This window comes from Amycolatopsis sp. FBCC-B4732 (genome assembly GCF_023008405.1).
GTDB lineage: Bacteria > Actinomycetota > Actinomycetes > Mycobacteriales > Pseudonocardiaceae > Amycolatopsis > Amycolatopsis pretoriensis_A.
Genome location: NZ_CP095376.1, coordinates 9,783,698 through 9,799,474 on the forward strand (window position 1 = coordinate 9,783,698; position 15,777 = coordinate 9,799,474).

Annotated in this window: 17 protein-coding genes; 8 read left to right on the plus strand and 9 right to left on the minus strand. The window is 70.8% G+C overall.

Translation table 11 applies throughout. The features are described 5' to 3' along the window. Positions 1–17: 17 nt before the first annotated feature. Positions 18–404, plus strand: coding sequence for a hypothetical protein (locus MUY14_RS44710; protein ID WP_247018943.1), 387 nt, complete (start codon positions 18–20; stop codon positions 402–404). A 9-nt stretch (positions 405–413) separates the two neighbouring features. Here the strand turns inward: MUY14_RS44710 and MUY14_RS44715 are convergent, their stop codons facing one another. The 3 genes from MUY14_RS44715 to MUY14_RS44725 are packed head-to-tail and all read right to left on the minus strand — an operon-like array spanning position 414 to position 2,656. Further along, complete coding sequence (locus MUY14_RS44715) at positions 414–1,766, minus strand: hypothetical protein (RefSeq protein ID WP_247018944.1); 1,353 nt, start codon at positions 1,764–1,766, stop codon at positions 414–416. Then, a complete protein-coding gene (locus tag MUY14_RS44720; RefSeq protein ID WP_247018946.1) occupies positions 1,763–2,098 on the minus strand; it encodes a hypothetical protein in 336 nt (111 codons plus the stop codon). Before MUY14_RS44720 ends, MUY14_RS44715 begins: the two co-directional genes overlap by 4 nt. A gap of 15 nt (positions 2,099–2,113) precedes the next feature. Then, positions 2,114–2,656: a YbaB/EbfC family nucleoid-associated protein gene (locus tag MUY14_RS44725; RefSeq protein WP_247018948.1), complete on the minus strand. Its 543-nt coding sequence runs from the start codon at positions 2,654–2,656 to the stop codon at positions 2,114–2,116. A 147-nt stretch (positions 2,657–2,803) separates the two neighbouring features. Here MUY14_RS44725 and MUY14_RS44730 point away from each other — a divergent pair, with 147 nt between their 5' ends. The 3 genes from MUY14_RS44730 (at position 2,804) to MUY14_RS44740 (ending at position 5,401) form a co-directional block, all read left to right on the plus strand. Further along, positions 2,804–3,316, plus strand: coding sequence for a GNAT family N-acetyltransferase (locus tag MUY14_RS44730; RefSeq protein WP_247018951.1), 513 nt, complete (start codon positions 2,804–2,806; stop codon positions 3,314–3,316). A 59-nt stretch (positions 3,317–3,375) separates the two neighbouring features. Continuing rightward, entirely contained in the window at positions 3,376–4,221 is an 846-nt protein-coding gene (locus tag MUY14_RS44735) for an SDR family oxidoreductase (protein WP_247018953.1), read from the plus strand. 112 nt (positions 4,222–4,333) lie between these two features. Beyond that, on the plus strand, positions 4,334–5,401 hold the full coding sequence (locus tag MUY14_RS44740) for an alpha/beta fold hydrolase (protein WP_247018955.1): 1,068 nt from the start codon (positions 4,334–4,336) through the stop codon (positions 5,399–5,401). Here the strand turns inward: MUY14_RS44740 and MUY14_RS44745 are convergent. The 5 genes from MUY14_RS44745 to MUY14_RS44765 form a co-directional block, all read right to left on the minus strand. Then, positions 5,390–6,214, minus strand: coding sequence for an N-acetylmuramoyl-L-alanine amidase (locus MUY14_RS44745; protein WP_247018957.1), 825 nt, complete (start codon positions 6,212–6,214; stop codon positions 5,390–5,392). The two genes, MUY14_RS44740 and MUY14_RS44745, sit on opposite strands and share 12 nt — an antisense overlap. Positions 6,215–6,265: 51 nt before the next feature. Next, on the minus strand, positions 6,266–6,496 hold the full coding sequence (locus MUY14_RS44750) for a hypothetical protein (RefSeq protein ID WP_247018959.1): 231 nt from the start codon (positions 6,494–6,496) through the stop codon (positions 6,266–6,268). Positions 6,497–6,543: 47 nt separating this feature from the next. Then, entirely contained in the window at positions 6,544–7,746 is a 1,203-nt protein-coding gene (locus MUY14_RS44755; RefSeq protein ID WP_247018960.1) for an acyl-CoA dehydrogenase family protein, read from the minus strand. A gap of 22 nt (positions 7,747–7,768) precedes the next feature. After that, positions 7,769–9,064, minus strand: coding sequence for an acyl-CoA dehydrogenase family protein (locus MUY14_RS44760; RefSeq protein ID WP_247025532.1), 1,296 nt, complete (start codon positions 9,062–9,064; stop codon positions 7,769–7,771). 101 nt (positions 9,065–9,165) lie between these two features. After that, positions 9,166–9,960, minus strand: coding sequence for an SDR family NAD(P)-dependent oxidoreductase (locus MUY14_RS44765; RefSeq protein ID WP_247018961.1), 795 nt, complete (start codon positions 9,958–9,960; stop codon positions 9,166–9,168). A gap of 102 nt (positions 9,961–10,062) precedes the next feature. On the opposite strand from MUY14_RS44765, the gene MUY14_RS44770 reads away from it, so the two are divergent. Beyond that, positions 10,063–10,887 (plus strand): helix-turn-helix transcriptional regulator, encoded by an 825-nt coding sequence (locus tag MUY14_RS44770; protein ID WP_247018962.1) that lies wholly within the window; start codon positions 10,063–10,065, stop codon positions 10,885–10,887. Here MUY14_RS44770 and MUY14_RS44775 read toward each other — a convergent pair. Continuing rightward, complete coding sequence (locus MUY14_RS44775) at positions 10,879–12,087, minus strand: low temperature requirement protein A (protein WP_247018963.1); 1,209 nt, start codon at positions 12,085–12,087, stop codon at positions 10,879–10,881. The genes MUY14_RS44770 and MUY14_RS44775 overlap by 9 nt on opposite strands. A 118-nt stretch (positions 12,088–12,205) precedes the next feature. On the opposite strand from MUY14_RS44775, the gene MUY14_RS44780 reads away from it, so the two are divergent. The 3 genes from MUY14_RS44780 to MUY14_RS44790 all read left to right on the plus strand — a co-directional run bounded on the left by MUY14_RS44780 (position 12,206) and on the right by MUY14_RS44790 (position 15,777). Then, entirely contained in the window at positions 12,206–13,120 is a 915-nt protein-coding gene (locus MUY14_RS44780; RefSeq protein WP_247018965.1) for an effector-associated domain 2-containing protein, read from the plus strand. A gap of 88 nt (positions 13,121–13,208) precedes the next feature. After that, positions 13,209–14,735, plus strand: a complete 1,527-nt coding sequence (locus MUY14_RS44785) for an effector-associated domain 2-containing protein (RefSeq protein WP_247018967.1) — start codon at positions 13,209–13,211, stop codon at positions 14,733–14,735. After that, the gene (locus MUY14_RS44790) at positions 14,713–15,777 is read left to right on the plus strand and encodes a MoxR family ATPase (protein ID WP_247018970.1); all 1,065 of its coding nucleotides are present in this window, start codon (positions 14,713–14,715) and stop codon (positions 15,775–15,777) included. The genes MUY14_RS44785 and MUY14_RS44790 overlap by 23 nt, the downstream gene beginning before the upstream one ends.

Sequence of the window (15,777 nt, forward strand, 5' to 3'; positions counted from 1 at the left end):
GGAACGAGGGGGGCTCGATGAAGCGGATCGCGGTCGTCGCGGCGGGGTTGTTCCTGGTGACGGCGTGCACGCCCGCGGCGCCGGTCGACGACGGCTCGGAGTTCGACGAGCCCTCGCCACCGGCCACGACGGTCACCTTGCCGACACCGAGCCCGACGCCGACGGCGTTCCCGGACGGCTTCCCGAAGGTCGTGCCCGTGCGGTCGCTCCCGGCTCGCTTGCGCGACCAGTACCGCGCCGGCGGCGCGACCGAAGCTCTCCAGGTCGCCCCCGGCGTCTGGTCACCGGTGCAGGGCGCAGCAGTCATCGTGAACCCTCGAGTTCTCGACGGCTACTGCGCCTCGGTCGAAGCGTTCGAGCGGCAGTACCGGGCGGGGGCGAAGTACCCCGGCACTTGCTGGTGAAGCCCGGCGCTACTTCGGCTGTTGCTGCTGTTCCTTCTTGTCTTCCTCGGCCCAGGCGGCTTCCGCCTGCATCTGGATGTCGGTGAGGCCGCGGTCGACCTGCACGATGTCCTTGCCTGCCCAGCCCACGAAGTTCTTCGAGCTCTTCGCGTCGGAGAGGGCTTTCAGCATCGGGTAGTAGTCCGGTGCCTTGGCCTTGAGCCAGTCGTCGACGAACTTCATCTTCTTGTAGCTGTCGCCGAACTTGGTCTTGAGCCAGTCCTCGTGCTTCTTGATGGTCGAGATGTCGTGGTCGCTCAGGTGCGACTTCGGCGGCGGCGGCTTCGGCGCGGGAGCCGGCTCCGGCGGCTTCGGCAGCGGCCGCGAGAAGTTCGGCGTGGTGCCGTCGCCCGGGGGCCGCGTGCTCGGCGTCGCGCCGCCTCCGGGCGGGCCGTCGTGCGTGACCGCGGTGCCCGGCGGGGGCAGCGGCCGCGAGAAGTTCGGGGTCGTGCCGTCGCCCGGCGGCCGGGTGGTGGGCGCGGCGCCGCCACCAGGGCGGTCGTGGGTGATCGCGGTGCCCGGCGGCGGCATCGGCGTCATCTCGTGGCCCGCGCTCGACGACGAGCCCGGCTTCCCCTTGACCAGCTTCGACAGCCCGGTGAGCCGCGCTAGCGTGCGGCCGGCGTAGGCGACGACCTTGGCGAGCTTCGCCATCATCGCCGCGACCTGCACCGAGACCGTCGCGACGCACTTGGTCACCCCGACGGCGATCGACGCGCCGAACGTCGGGATGGCGAGCGCGAGGGCGATCAGCATCGTGGAGATGATGTCGCCGAGGATCGTCGTGATGATGTCGCGCAGCAGCGAGCGGACCGCGCCGATCAGCGCCCCGGTGGTCTCGACCATGTAGCCGGCGACGTCGGCCGCCTTGGCGTTGGCGTCGATCCAGCCCTTCCGGTCGTTGATCGACTTGAGGAAGCTGTCGTAGCCCTTGCCCTGCCACTGGGTGATCGTCGACTTGAGGGTCTCGTCCAGCTCGGTGCCGGTGTTGCGCAGCGACTCGCCGATCTTGTGCAGCTCGTTGGCGACCTTCGTGACCTCCGAAGGGTTGCCCGCGACCTGATCGAGCGGCCACTTCAGGAACGAGACGTGCTCGATCAGCCAGCCGAGCCCCGCCGCGATCAGCTTCGCCAGCGGGTCCATCGCGAACGCGACGGTGTCGAGCACGGCGCTGATGACGTTGATGCCCAGCTCCACGCTGACGGCCGCGAGGTCGCCGCCGTGCTCGGTCTGGACCTTGCCGATCGAGTCGCCGACCTGCTTCCAGCTGTCGAAGACGCCGGCGCCCGTGGTGGAGTTCGCGGACGTGATGGGGACGGTCACTTGCCCAGCTCCGTTTCGAAGGTGCTCAAACCCTGCGCCGTGTTCGAGTCGTGGGTCGCGTAGGTCTCGCCGGCCTTCTTCACGTCCTCGGCGGACTTGCCGATGTCGCCCACCAGTTTGGTGATCTCACCCGTGATCACGGCCATCGTGACCCGCGACGGCGCGGCGAGCACCTGCGCGAGCAGGATGCCGAACGCGGTGTTGTCGAAGCCGTTGGCGGCCTGCATCCGGTTCGCGGCGTCCTGCACCGCCGGCTGCGTGGTGCCCGACAGGAACTGGCTGAACTTCTGCAGCTCGGCCGGGTCGACCGAGAAACCTTCTCCGGAAACCACCGGTTCTCCTCCGTACTACCAGGGGTTGCTTTCGCCGTCGTCCTCGTCCGGCGCGGGCCGCGGGCGACGGCGCGGCGGAGCTTGCGGCGGGGGCGGCGGCGTGCGGTGCGGCGGGGCGGGTGGGCGCGGCGTGCGGTCCTCCGCCTCCTGCTCCGGCATGAACACGTCGCTCTTGTCCGGCGGCGGCGTGCTCTCGTCCGGGTCGGGCGGGGGCAGGAACTCGTCGAGCAGTTCGCGGGCGGCCGAGCTCTCGCCGACCATGCCGCTGAACGCTTCGGCGACTTCCGCCGAGACCTTCTGCTGCGCCTTGCCGACCAGCTGCAGCACCAGACCGGCCAGCGCCTGCGGCGGACGCTCGTACGCACGCGGGCCGAACCGGAGGTCCTGCAGGACCCCGCTCGGGCCGAGCGTCACCGACACCGAGCCGTCCGGCGACTGCACGCTGGCGGTGGCGGACCGCAGCTTTTCCTGCGCCGCCGCGGCTTTTGCCTGGATTTCCTCGAGTTCGACCGTGAACGCGGCCAGCGGATCGCCGCCGCCGGGCACTGACTGTGTCAATTTGTCCTCGTCGCGAGAGAGGTCGTGAACGGAGGAAGTCAATCAGCGCTCGTTGAAGCTCGGATGACACGAAGCGAACCGCCGGTTGAACGCGGTGTGGATCGCCGAAGTCGGCCCGCGCGTACGCCCGGTGCGGTAAACAAGGGCATGGACAACACCGTCATCCGATCGGGCGATTCCGGGGACGTCGACACCCTGCTGGGTTTCTTCGACGAAGCCGTCGAATGGCTGGTCGCGCGGGGCAGCTCGAAGCAGTGGGGGACCGAGCCGTGGAGCCGGGTCCCGAAGCGCGTCGAACGCGTCAAGGGGATGGCCGCGGACCCGGGCCTGCGCGTCGCGGTGGTCGACGGCGAGCCCGCGGGCGCGCTGATCGTGTCGGAGGAGCACGACCCGCACGTGCCGGCGGTAGACGAGCGTGAACTTTACGTCCGCCTGCTGATCACGTCCCGGCGCTTCACCGGCCGGGGCGTCGGCGCGAGGCTGATCGAGTACGCGCTCGACGAGGCGCGGCGGCGCCGGATCGACCTCGTGCGCGTCGACTGCTGGGCCGGTGGCGACGGTGAGCTGCAGCGCTACTACGAGAGCCGGGGCTTCGTGCCCACCGTGCAGTTCCACGTCGAGGAGTGGGTCGGGCAGGTCCTCGAGCAGCGCGTGGGGTAGCGCGATCGCGGGTCAGGGGTGACACTGTTGACGCAGTGCCAACAGACGAAGGAGTCGCCATGGCCGAGGAGCTCGCGGGCAAGGTCGTCGTCATCACCGGCGGCGGGCAGGGGATCGGCGCGGCGACCGCGTCGGCGCTGTCCCGGCTGGGCGCGAAGGTGGTGATCGGCGACCTCGACCAGGTCCGGGCCAAGGACACAGTCGCCAATCTGGACGCCGAGGCGCTCCCGCTGGACGTCACCGACATCGCCGGGTTCACCGAGTTCCTCGACGAGGTCGAACGCCGCCACGGCCGCATCGACGTGCTGATCAACAACGCCGGGATCATGCCGCTGGCGCTCCTCGAGGAGGAGAGCGACGCGACGACCCGGCGTCAGCTGGAGATCAACCTGCACGCCGTCATCCACGGCACCCGCGAAGCGGTGAAGCGGATGCGGCCGCGGCGGTCCGGGCACATCGTCAACGTCGCTTCGTTCGCGGGCAAAGCGGGTTTTCCGGGCGCCGCGACGTACTGCGCGACCAAGCACGCCGTCGTCGGGTTGTCCGAAGCGGTGCACCTGGAGCTGCACGGGTCCGGCGTGCGCATCTCGTGCGTGATGCCCGCGATCGTCCGGACCGAGCTCGCGAGCGGGCTCGGCGAGGCGAAGCTGTTCAAGTCCTCGCGCCCGGAAGACGTGGCCGGCGCCATCGTGGCCACGCTGCGCAAGCCGCGGTTCGAGGTGTTCGTGCCCCGATCCGTGGGAACTATGGGCAAGCTCACCCGGCTGCTCCCGCGGCGGGCGGGCGAAGCGCTGGCCCGTGCGTTGAAAGCCGACCAGCTTTTGGCTTCAGCGGCCCATTCCCCGGCTCGCGCGGAGTACGAGGCGCGCGCCGCCGAGAGCGCGCCCGGGGCGGGCACGGAGTAACTCGGACGGCCTAGCGACTGTCCGATTTGGACGTGGGCGGTGTTGAGTCCACCAGCCTGACCGGGCAAGATTGACCGGAAGTGCCCGGGGACGTCGCAGGAGGCTCGAGAAAATGGTTTCACCGCCCGCACGACTGGCCGCCGCGGCGTCGAACGTGGTCGGCAAGGTGCTGCACGGCGGGGTCGCCGACCTGCGCCCGATGCCGCGGGTGCTGATCGACCAGGGTCCCAACCGCTCGCTGTACCGGATGACGCACAGCAGCCGCCCGGTGTCCGGGCCGCCGGTCCTGCTGGTGCCGCCGCTGGCCGCGCCGGCCATCTGCTTCGACCTGCGCCGCGGCTGCAGCCTCATCGAGCACCTGGTCGAGGGCGGCCGCAACGCCTACCTCGTCGACTACGGCGTGGTCGCGTTTTCGGACCGGCGCCTGGGCATCGAGCACTGGACCGACGAGGTCCTGCCGCGCGCGATCCGCAAGGTGAGCGCGGACGCGGGCGGCCAGGACGTGCACCTGGTGTCGTGGTCGCTCGGCGGCATCTTCTCGCTGCTGGTGAACGCGGACCAGCCGGACCTCCCGATCGCGTCGATCACCGCGATCGGTTCGCCGGTCGACTTCACGGCGATCCCGATCGTGGCCCCGTTCCGCCCGCTGGTCGACCTGACGAACGGCCACCTGCTGACCCCGATCTACCGCGCGTTCGGCGGCGCACCGTCCTATTTGGTCAGCCGCGTGTTCCGCGCGACGGGCATCAGCAAGGAGATCACGAAGCCGATCGCGATCTTGAAGAACCTGGACGACCGCGACTACCTCGCCCAGATCGAGGCGGTCGACCACTTCATGAGCAACATGTACGCCTACCCCGGGCGGACGTTCGGCCAGCTGTACCACCGCCTGTTCCGCACGAACGACCTGGCCGAGGGCAAGGTCGACCTGAACGGGCGGATCATCTCGCTGTCGTCGGTGCGGGTCCCGACGCTGGTGGTGGCGGGCGAGAACGACACGATCGCCCCGCGGCCGTCGGTCGAGCGGGTGGTGGAACTGCTGGACAAGGCCCCGGAGGTCCGCTTCAAGACCGCACCGGGCGGCCACCTCGGCGTCCTGACCGGCCGCAAGGCCCGCGGCACGACGTGGCGCTACCTGGACGAGTTCCTCGACGACCAGGCCGCGGCTTCAGCCGACTAGGTCGATCTCGAACGGCTCCGCCGCGCTGTAGCGCACGTCCGCCCACACCGCGCCCGGCACGCCGTAACGCCGGTGCGAAGTCAGCTTCGCGTCGTACCCCGGCACCTCCCCGGGGTTGTGCCCGACCCCCGCGCGATCCGACCCCCACGCGAAGATGGCCGGTACCCACAAGGGTTTCGCGGAACCGTCACCGCTCAACCGAGGACGCACGACGATCGCCGCGCCCTCGCTGCCGGACAGGAAGACGCGGACCGTGTGCTCGCCGTCGTCGGGCGGGGTGACGGTGATGCGTTCCAGGAGCTCGACCGCCACCCCCAGCGGCCCGGCGCCGGCCGGGTTGGCGGCTCGCTCGCGCAGCCACCCGGAGTCGATGCCCACGGGATCGATCTTGCGGCCGGCCGGCAGGCAGACGTCCTTGTGCCCGGCGTACCGCTCGATCCCGCGCGACATGTACCGCAGCAGCGCGGCGACGAGCTTCGGGTAGGCGTCCCGCTGCGCGTCCGTCCAGCTCCCGGCGCCCGCGGACTCCGCTTCGATGCCGAGGAATTCGTCGTTGACGTCGAGGAACCCGAGCCACCGCGATGCGCCGGCGTGGTAAGCGCAGCCGGCGGCGACGACGAAGATGGTCCCGCTGCGCCCGAGCCCGAGGTTGCACAGCGGCCCGGCGAGGTCAGCGCGCCCGTTGGTGACGATGTCGAGCGAGGGGTAGTCGCCGGGCGCGGAATCGGCGGTGGCGGTGTGGTGCCCCACGACGCCTTCGACGACGCGCATGCCGCCGTGCCCGCGGGTCTGCCACCCGGGCACCTCGACCACGGGGTACCCGGTGCTGCGAGCGGCGTCGACGAGCCAGGGAACGTAAACGGCTCAGCCCTCCGGCTCGTCGTACGCGCCGGCTTCGGCTTCGGTGTCGGGCGCGTGGGGATCGGCGATCCGTTCGGCGAGCGCGGTCCGGGCTTCGTCGAGGTCCTTCGGACCCTGCCGATCGGCGTCCCAGCCCTCGGCATCCCATTCCTGCGGCGACTTGATGGGGGTGTCATCCCCGGGCCGGTGCACGACGGCAGCGGCGAGGAGCGTGGTCTCGATGTGTTCGGTCACGATCGGCCTCCGGCACCCGAGGGTACCGGAGGCCGGCCGCGGACGACCTACTTCAGCTCGGCGCTCGACTTGCCGAGGACGCGGCGAGCCACGATCAACTGCTGAATCTGCTGCGTCCCCTCGAAGATGTCGAGGATTTTGGCGTCCCGGGCCCACTTTTCGAGCAAAGACTCTTCGCTGTAGGCCCCGGTCAGCTCGACGCACTTCAGCGCGATCTCCACCACCGAACGCCCGGCCTTCGCCTTGGCCATCGACGCCTGCAGCGAGTTCGGCTTCCGGTTGTCCGCCATCCACGCGGATTCCAGCGTCAGCAGGTACGCCGACTCGTAATCCGCTTCCAAGCGGAGGAATTCGGCCGCCGCCGCGTGCTGGGTGTTCGCCGGGCGGTCGTAGTCGATGGTGACGCCCGCGGCCGTCAGGATCTCGCGGGTCTCCTCCAGCGCGGCCCGCGCGACGCCGATCGCCATGGCCGCCACCAGGGGGCGCGTGTTGTCGAACGTCTGCATGACGCCCGCGAAACCCTTGGCCGTGTCGATTTCCGGCGTGCCCAGCAGGTTTTCCGCCGGGACGCGGCAGTTTTCGAAGCGCAGCACCGCCGTGTCGGAAGCGCGGATGCCGAGCTTGTGCTCGACGCGCACCACCTCGAAGCCCGGCGTGCCCTTCTCCACCACGAACGACTTGATCGCCGCGCGGCCCTTGGACTTGTCCAGCGTCGCCCACACGACCACCGCGTCCGCGCGCTCGCCCGACGTCACGAAGATCTTCTCGCCGTTGAGGACGTAGTGGTCGCCGTCGAGGCGGGCCGTCGTGCTGACCGCTGCCGAGTCCGAACCGAAGGCGGGCTCGGTGATCGCCATCGCCGCCCACATGCCGGAGAAGCGCTCCAGCTGTTCGTCGGTCGCGACCGAGCCGATCGCCGCGTTGCCGAGGCCCTGGCGGGGCATCGACAGCAGCAGGCCGACGTCGCCCCAGCACATCTCGATCGTGCCGAGGACCACGTTCAGGTTGGCGCCGTTGCGGTTGCCCTTTTCCTTCTCGGGACCGGAGCGCCGGACGCCCGCCGCGCCCGCGCCGCCCTCGCCGGACGAGTTCAGCCCGTCCAGCAGCGCCGCGAACATGTCCAGCTCGGCCGGGTACGTGTGTTCCGCGCGGTCGTACTTGCGCGAGATCGGCCGGAACACCTCGGCCGCGGCCTGGTACGCCTGGTTGATCAGCGCGCCGGCCTTCTTGGGAGCTTCCAGGTTGATCATCGTTAACGCCTTTCGCGAAAGCCTAGAGAAGGACGGCGCCTTCCATGACGCCGATGGCACGCAGGTCCCGGTACCAGCGCTCGACCGGGTGCTCCTTGACGAAGCCGTGCCCGCCGAGCAGCTGCACGCCCGCGTTGCCGATCTGCATGCCCTTGTCGACGGCGAGCTTCCGCGCCAGCGCGACCTCGCGGGCGTAGGACTTGCCCTGCTCGGCCCGCGCGGCGGCGCGCAGCGTCACCAGGCGCAGGCCCTCCAGCTCGATCGCGATGTCGGCGACCGAGAACGCGACGGCCTGCCGGTGGCTGATCGGCTCGCCGAACGCCACCCGCTCGTTGACGTACGGGACGACGTAGTCGAGGACGGCCTTCGCGGTCCCGGCGGCCAGCGCCGCCCAGCCCAGCCGCGAAAGCCGGACGAGGTCGGTGAAGACGTCGAGCTTGCCGCCGCCGAGCAGCGCGCCCGCGGGCAGCGCCACCTTCTCCAGGTGCAGCTTGCCGGTCGCGGCGCCGCGCAGGCCCATCGCCGGCTCGGCCTCGATGGTGACCCCGGCGGTCGACGACTCGACCAGGAACAGCGCCGGGCCGCGGCCTTCGAGGTCGGCCGACACGATGAACAGCTCCGCCTGCGCCGCGCGCGGGACCAGTGTCTTCACGCCGTCGAGCTGGTAACCCTTGGGCGTGCGACGCGCCTTCGTCGCGGGCTTGAAGGGGTCGTACAGCGCCTTCTGCTCCTGCAGCGCCAGCGCCGCGGCGGGGACGTTCTCGCCGACGAACGCGGGCAGGTAGTCGGCCTGCTGCTGCTCGTCACCCCAGCTGACCAGCGCGGTGCTGACCGCGGACGGCGCGAGCACGGCCACGGCCAGGCCGAGGTCGCCGTGCGCGAGCGCTTCCGCGACGAGCGCGTTGGTCACCACCGAGCGCTCGGTGCCGACGCCGCCGAGCTCCTCGGGGATGCCGACCAGGCTGATGCCCAGCTCGGCGGCCCGGCTCAGGAGTCCCTCGGGTGCCTCGAGCTTCGCGTCGGCGTCCGCGGCGGCCGGCCGCAGCTGCTCGGCGGCGAACTCCGTCACCGTCTCGACGATGAGCTGCTGGTCCTCGCTCGGCGTGAGGTCGAACAGCCCCGTGCCGGCGGACGGCGCGAGCCGGGCGGGCTTGCCCAGCTTCTGCACCGACTTGAACGACCGGGTCGCCGCGCCGGCGACGCGGAAGCCGTTGCGGGTCCCCGCGGTGACCAGGTCCTCGAGGGGCTTGCGCAGCCCCGCGCGGTCGACGACCTTGCTCCCGGCCAGCCGGGTCAGCGCGGACAGGCCCCAGCCCATCGCGTCCCGTTTCCTTGGCGCAGCCATGTGGCCCTCCATCCGTTACCTACTCGCGAGTAGGTTAACGCGGGAGCCACTCCGGCGCCAGTGCGGGGGTTACCTTACGTCGTAAGGCGAGCTGAAATCTCCCACAGCTCCCGCGCGCCGGCGTGGTCCGTGCGCCGTTCGAGCCGGGGCCGCTCGCCGTTCCGGCCGCCTGGGCCGACGTAGGCATTTCCCGGGACGTCCTCGGTCGCGGCGAACAGGATCGGCAGCGCGCCGTACTCGGCCTTCTTCTGCGCGATCACCGGGTAGAGCGCCTTAAGCAGTAAGGCGAGGGGGCGGCCGAAGTGCCGGTCGATCCCGGTGCGCGCGACGCCGGGGTGTGCGGCGACGGCCCGGACCGCGCTCCCGGACGCCGTCAGCCGCCGCTGCAGCTCCTGCGTGAACAGCAGGTTCGCCAGTTTCGACTGGCTGTAGGCGCCCAGCGCGGAGTAGCGGCGTCGCTCCCAGTTCAGGTCGTCGAGACGGAGCCGTCCCGTCCGCGCCAGCCCGGACGAGACGGTGACGACCCGGCCGGTGACGTGCGGCAGGAGCAGGTCCGTCAGCAGGAACGGGCCGAAGTGGTTGACGGCCATGTGCGTCTCGAAACCGTCCGCGGTCTTCGCGTACGGCACCGCCATCACGCCCGCGTTGTTGATCAGGACGTCGAGGCCGCCGGACCAGCCGGCGGCGAACTCCCGCACCGAGGTCAGGTCGGCGAGGTCGAGGCGCCGGACTTCGGTGTCACCCGGCGGCGGCGTGACGCGGGCGGGGTCGCGCACGGCCAGTACGACGCGGTGACCCCGGGCGGCGAGTTCGCGGGCGGTGGCGGCGCCGAGGCCGCCGTTGGCACCGGTGATCAGGTAAGTGGTCATGGGCTCGAGCGTCGCGGCGCGCGCGGACGTGCGGCAGAGCGCGCCGATCGGGGGACCGGCGATCCCTGGGTACGCGGGACCCGAGCGTCGATAATCGGGACCGTGAACCGCGCCGACCTCGCCGACTTCCTGCGCCGCCGCCGGGAGGCCCTGCGCCCGGACGACGTCGGCCTGCCGCCCGGGCAGCGCCGCCGCACCAGCGGGCTGCGCCGCGAGGAGGTCGCGGCGCTCACGGGGATGTCCACCGACTACTACACGCGGCTGGAGCAGCAGCGCGGGCCGCGGCCGTCGGAGCAGATGCTCGCCGCGATCGCCCGCGGCCTGCGCCTGACCCTCGACGAGCGCGACCACCTGTTCCGGCTGGCCGGGCACACCGCGCCGAGCCGCGTGGCGCGCACCGACCACGTCAGCCCGGCGCTGATGCGCGTGCTGGACCGGCTGCACGACACGCCCGCGCAGGTGATGTCGAACCTCGGCGAAACGCTCGTGCAGAACCCGCCCGCCCGGGCGCTGCTCGGTGACGAGACCGGCCACACCGGGCCCGCGCGCAGCGCGAGTTATCGATGGTTCACCGACCCGGCGGAGCAGCTGCTCTACCCGCCGGCGGACCGCACGCGCCACGGCCGGTTCCTGGTCGCGAGCCTGCGGGCGGCCAGCGCGACCGACCCGCGCGCGGCCGGCCTCGCGCGGCTGCTCGCGGCGAAGAGCGCGGACTTCGCGACGCTCTGGGAAGCGCACGAAGTCGCGGTGCCGTTCGAGCACCGCAAGACGCTCGTGCACCCGGGCCTCGGCGAGATCGCGCTCGACTGCCAGCTGCTCTTCACCGACGACCTCGCGCAGCTGCTGTTGGTCTTCACGGCCACGCCCGGCACCGAGGACGCGGAGAAGCTGCGGCTGCTGTCCGTCGTCGGCCCGGAGCTACTGTGAATGCTCGGCGTGCACCTGCTTGCGCCACTCCGCGAACCGCAGGCGCTCGAACCCGATGAGCCCGAGCACGACCGCGGCGACGACCAGCAGCAGCACCGCGGCCGGGACGTGCTCCAGCAGCGGCGTCGCCGCGACCAGCAGCACCCCCAAGACCAGCCGCTGGAGGTTCCAGCTGCCCAGGTTGCGCTTGCGCAGCGCGCTCAGCGCGATCAGGTAGAGCCCGAGCCCGCCGGTCAGCGTCCAGATCGGCACCCCGTGCAGCGCCTCGCCCGGCGAGTGGTGCTCGGTGTCGGCGATGTACAGGAACGCCTTCTTCAGCCCGAGGGCAACGAGCACGATCCCGGCGATCAGCGGCAGGTGCAGGAACGTGTAGGAGTCGGTGGCGAGCTTCGTGCGCTCGGTGCCCTCGGCCTGGCTGAGCCGGTGCTCGGACACGCGCGCGACGACGTCGAAGTACGTCCACCACATCCCGGCGGCGAGCGCCAGCCCGCACACCGCGCCGCCGGTGACCAGCCACGACATCGGCAGCGACCCGATCCCGATGCCGATCGCGACGATCGACTCCCCGAGCGCGATGATCACGATCAGCCCGAACCGTTCGGCGAAGTGCGCGGGCGCGTTCAGCCGCCACCCTTCGGGCCCGGCGAGGTAGACGTTGAGGTAGTCGGCCAGCAGCGCGGCGACCCACAGCCCCAGCTGCCACGGCCCGCTCAGGAAGGCGGCGACGCCGAGCAGCCCGACGGAGGGCAGCAGGCCGACGAACATCTTGAGCAGGACCTTCCGCAACCCGGGGTCGTGCTTCGCGGCGCCGAGGTAGGCGACGAGGTGCAGCAGCCGCACGAGCGCGTAGCAGGCGACGAACAGCACGGGCGCGTACAACCCGCCGGGGAAGTCGACAAACGCTTCGGGGATGGTCAGGGAAACGAGGAACATCACGGCCATCGCCCCGAACATCGCGAGCCGCGCGATGCCGTGGTCGACGTGGATGGTGTTCCCGAGCCAGGCGTAGCTGCACCAGCACCACCACAGGACGGCGAGCATGGCCAGCCCCTGCCCGACGCCCACCGGGCTCAGGTGGTCGGCCATCAGCTGGGTGGTCTGGGTGATGGCGTAGACGAAGACCAGGTCGAAGAAGAGCTCGATGGTGGAGACGCGGTGGTCCTCGTCCGCGCTCACCAGGTGCAGGCGTGTCGTTGGCACGCCGAATTATGGACGGCCGGGCCCCGCGAGCGGCGCGTTTCGGGGTAACGCCCTGCGCGAACATGGCCGAGTGTGCATACGTCTGGGACACTGGGTGCGGGACGTGGGGAGGTGGGTCGTGCATTCCTATGCGGCCGCGCTGCACCGGACGATCATGGCCGTGGACGTCGCCGGGTACAACAACCCGAGCCGCACCCTGGCCCACCTGCGAGAAGTCCACGAGGGCCTCTGGCGGGTCCTGCGCACGACGTTCGCCGAAACGGGCATCCCCTGGGACTCCTGCTACGTGGAGAACACGGGCGACGGCGCGATGATCCTGCTGCCCCCGGACATCGCCAAGGCGGACCTCGTGGCCCAGTTCCCGGCCCGGATGCGCGACGAACTGCGCCGCTACAACCACGTGCACGCAGAGGAGGCCCAGGTCCAGTTGCGCCTGGCCCTGCACGCGGGCGAAGTGGCGGAGGGCAGCCACGGCCGCGTCAGCAAGGCGGCGAGCTTCACGTTCCGCATCCTCGAAGCTCCGGAAGCGAAGGCGGCGCAGAAGGAGTCGAAGGCTGACCTGGTGCTGATCACTTCGGACCTGCTGTACGAGGAGGTCGTCGCCCAGGACGCGGCCGCCGACCCGGGAGCGTTCCGCCGCATCCCGGTGCAGGTGAAGTCCGGCGAACGGCCCGCGTGGGCGTGGCTGCGCGTGTTCGGCCGCGTGAACGGCGTGGTGGTGACCGCGCCGAAGGTGGCCGGCCGGGGTACCTTCCCGGCGTTGATCGACGCGCTGCTCGCCGTGCCCTGCGTGCGCAAACCGGAAAGCCGGCGGCTGCTGCTGGAACTGTTCCCCCGCCGGGAGATCGCCGACGTCGTGCCGTACCACGCCGAGGACCGCCTGCACGTCATCGCGCTGGCGCGCACGTGCCAGCGTTTCGACGGCGGCCTGGGGGAACTGCTCGACGCGGTCCGGACCATCGAGCCGGAATCCCCTCAGGTCACCGCGCTGGCCGCGATCATCGGCGATTGGCCGGAACACCGGCCGCGCTGACGCTTGTCCAGCTTTTGCCCCTTTTTCCCCGGGTTCCGGTCGGTAAACTCACGGTCCCGAGCGCACGCCGGGGGAGGTGGTTCGTCACGTGTCGGCCGGTGAACGGGTTTACGGGCCCGGACGCGAATTCCGCTACCGGCCGGGCACCACGGTCTCGGTCCGGGAAGCGATCGTCAACGTCCTCGCCGGAGCGGGTTTGGCCGTCGATCCCGCCGGCCGCGCGTTGCTGCTGCACCTGATCCACGACAACCTCGGTTCGCCGTTGGTGGTCCCGGATCAGGTGACCGGACGCGATCACCTGATCGAAGTCGTCAACGCCTGCGCGAAAGCGGATGGCGGAATGGTCGCGCTCGCCGACGCCGTCCGGATGATGCGGCCGGAATCGCGCGAATCGGATCAGGTGCGGCGGCTGGTGGACCAGCCGCGCATGCACGACTTGCTGCCGGAACCGGAACTGTGGTGGCTCCGCGCCCGATTGCTCGGTGTCGTCCCGCCCCGGCTGAGCGCGCTGCTCCGGCGAGCGGCCGGACCGGCGGATCCCCCGGCCGACGTCCGCGACGCCTGGGACGCTTTCTGCGCCCTTTCCGACTTCAACACCCCGCCGGACGGGTTGCCGCCCGCGCTCGCGTTCGTCGAATTCGTGGCCGGGAAAAGCCCGCCCGTGCTCGCCGGTGAACTGCGGCACTGGAATGCGGTGCAGGCACGGCGGTTGCAGGCCGAAGCGGGATTGGCCGCGTTGCGCGCGGAACGGGAGCCGGATTCGCCCGCCGACTCGCGGCTGCACCTGATGATCGTCGTCCAGCCCGACGGCATCGACCCGGGACGGCACCTGGTTTCCTACTGGCGCCAGGACGATCCGGAAGAATGGCCGCCCGCCCGCGGTGGTCTCGACACGGTGACCGGGGACCAGCTCGAGCGCCACGTCGACACGCTCGTCGTCGAAGCGGAAAACGCGTGGGCGGAGTACCGCGGCGAAGTCCGCCTGGAGTTCGTCCTGCCGAGGTCGTTGCTGAACCTGCCGGTGCACCTCTGGTGCAAAGAACACGAAACCGGCGATCCGCGGCCGTTGTTCCTCGATTACCCGATTGTCGTGCGGTCGCTGGAGCGGATGCGTTCACGGCATTGGCACCGGGCCTGGCGGCTGCGGTGGGAAGCGATGATGACCGATCCTTCGGCTGAACGGGTGTATTTCTGCACTTCCGAAGACACCGGTGAGCGGCACCGGCTCGACGCGATACTCAGTGAGGATCAATGGGTGGTCATGGTTCTCGCGGCCGCGCCGGCATCGCGGCCGAGACCGGGGGAAGACGAACTCGCGGCGGGATTGCGGTCCGGGCTTCCCGCACTACTATGGCATCCCGAGGCGTCGCTGGATCTCTTGCGAGAGGTGGTCACGTGGCTGGTCGAAGGCGGTGCTCTCGGCGACCTTCCCGCTCGCGTGCAGAAATCGCGGTGCGCCGCTTTTCGGAAAACGACCATTCCGCCGGACCTGAGCGTCGTCCGGAATCTGGTCGTCCTCTGGGACGATCCGGCGCGCGTGGTTTTCCTCGACAGCCCGCCGTTCCGGCCGGGCTCGCCACCCGGGAGCGCCGATGAACGAGGACGAGCATCCTGAACGGCCGCCGGGCTGGTGGGTCTACCGCGGCACCGGGATCCCCGCGCCCGAGCGGGCGGACCTGCTCCCGCCCCCGCCGCCGTGGCGCGAGTTCGACGGCGGGCCGTTGCTCGACGACGTGCCGGCGCCACCCGGCGACCGGGAAACGAAACGGCGGCTCGGCGGCGCCAGCACCGAATCGGTGCCGCGGGCCGACATCCACGAAGTCGACATGGTCAACGCGGCGCTCTACCTGCGCCGGCCCCTCCTCGTCACCGGCCGGCCGGGCAGCGGGAAGTCCAGCCTCGCCTTCCGGATCGCCCGTGAACTCGGGCTGGGCCGGGTCCTGCAGTGGCCGATCACTTCGCACACCACGCTGAAGACGGGGACGTACAGCTACGACGCCATCGGTCGCGCGCACGCCGCCGGCTCGCGGTCGGCGGCGGCCGGCAGCGGGGCAGGAGAAGTGGCGGAGCCGCCGATCGGCGACTTCGTGCGGCTCGGTGCGCTGGGCACCGCGTTCCTGCCCCGACGGCGGCCGCGGGTGCTGCTCATCGACGAACTGGACAAGTCCGAAGAAGAATTGCCCAACGACCTGCTCAGCCTGTTCGAGGACGGCGAGTTCGAAATCCCCGAGCTGGTCCGGATGGCGCGGCGCACACCGGTGGTCGAGGTCTTCACGGCCGATCCCGATTCGACGGCGGAGATCATCGGCGGGCAGGTGCGGTGTCACGCGTTCCCCATCGTCGTGATCACCAGCAACGGCGAACGGGACTTCCCGCCCGCGTTCCTGCGGCGCTGCCTGCGCTACGAGACCAAGGACCCGGACGTCGACCAGCTGGCCGCGATGGTCGCCGCGCACATGCTCGACCCGGCGGACGCCCACCGGTCGCGGATCATCGAAGAGTTCGTCAGGCGGAGCGAAGCGTTCGGCGGGCTGCCGGTCGACAAGCTGCTCGAAGCCGTCTACCTCGCCACTTCCGGGGCCTACCGCGAAAACGGTGCCTCCTGGGAGCAGCTGATGGACGCGCTGTGGCGGCAGTTGAACTCCTTGGTTTCCTGA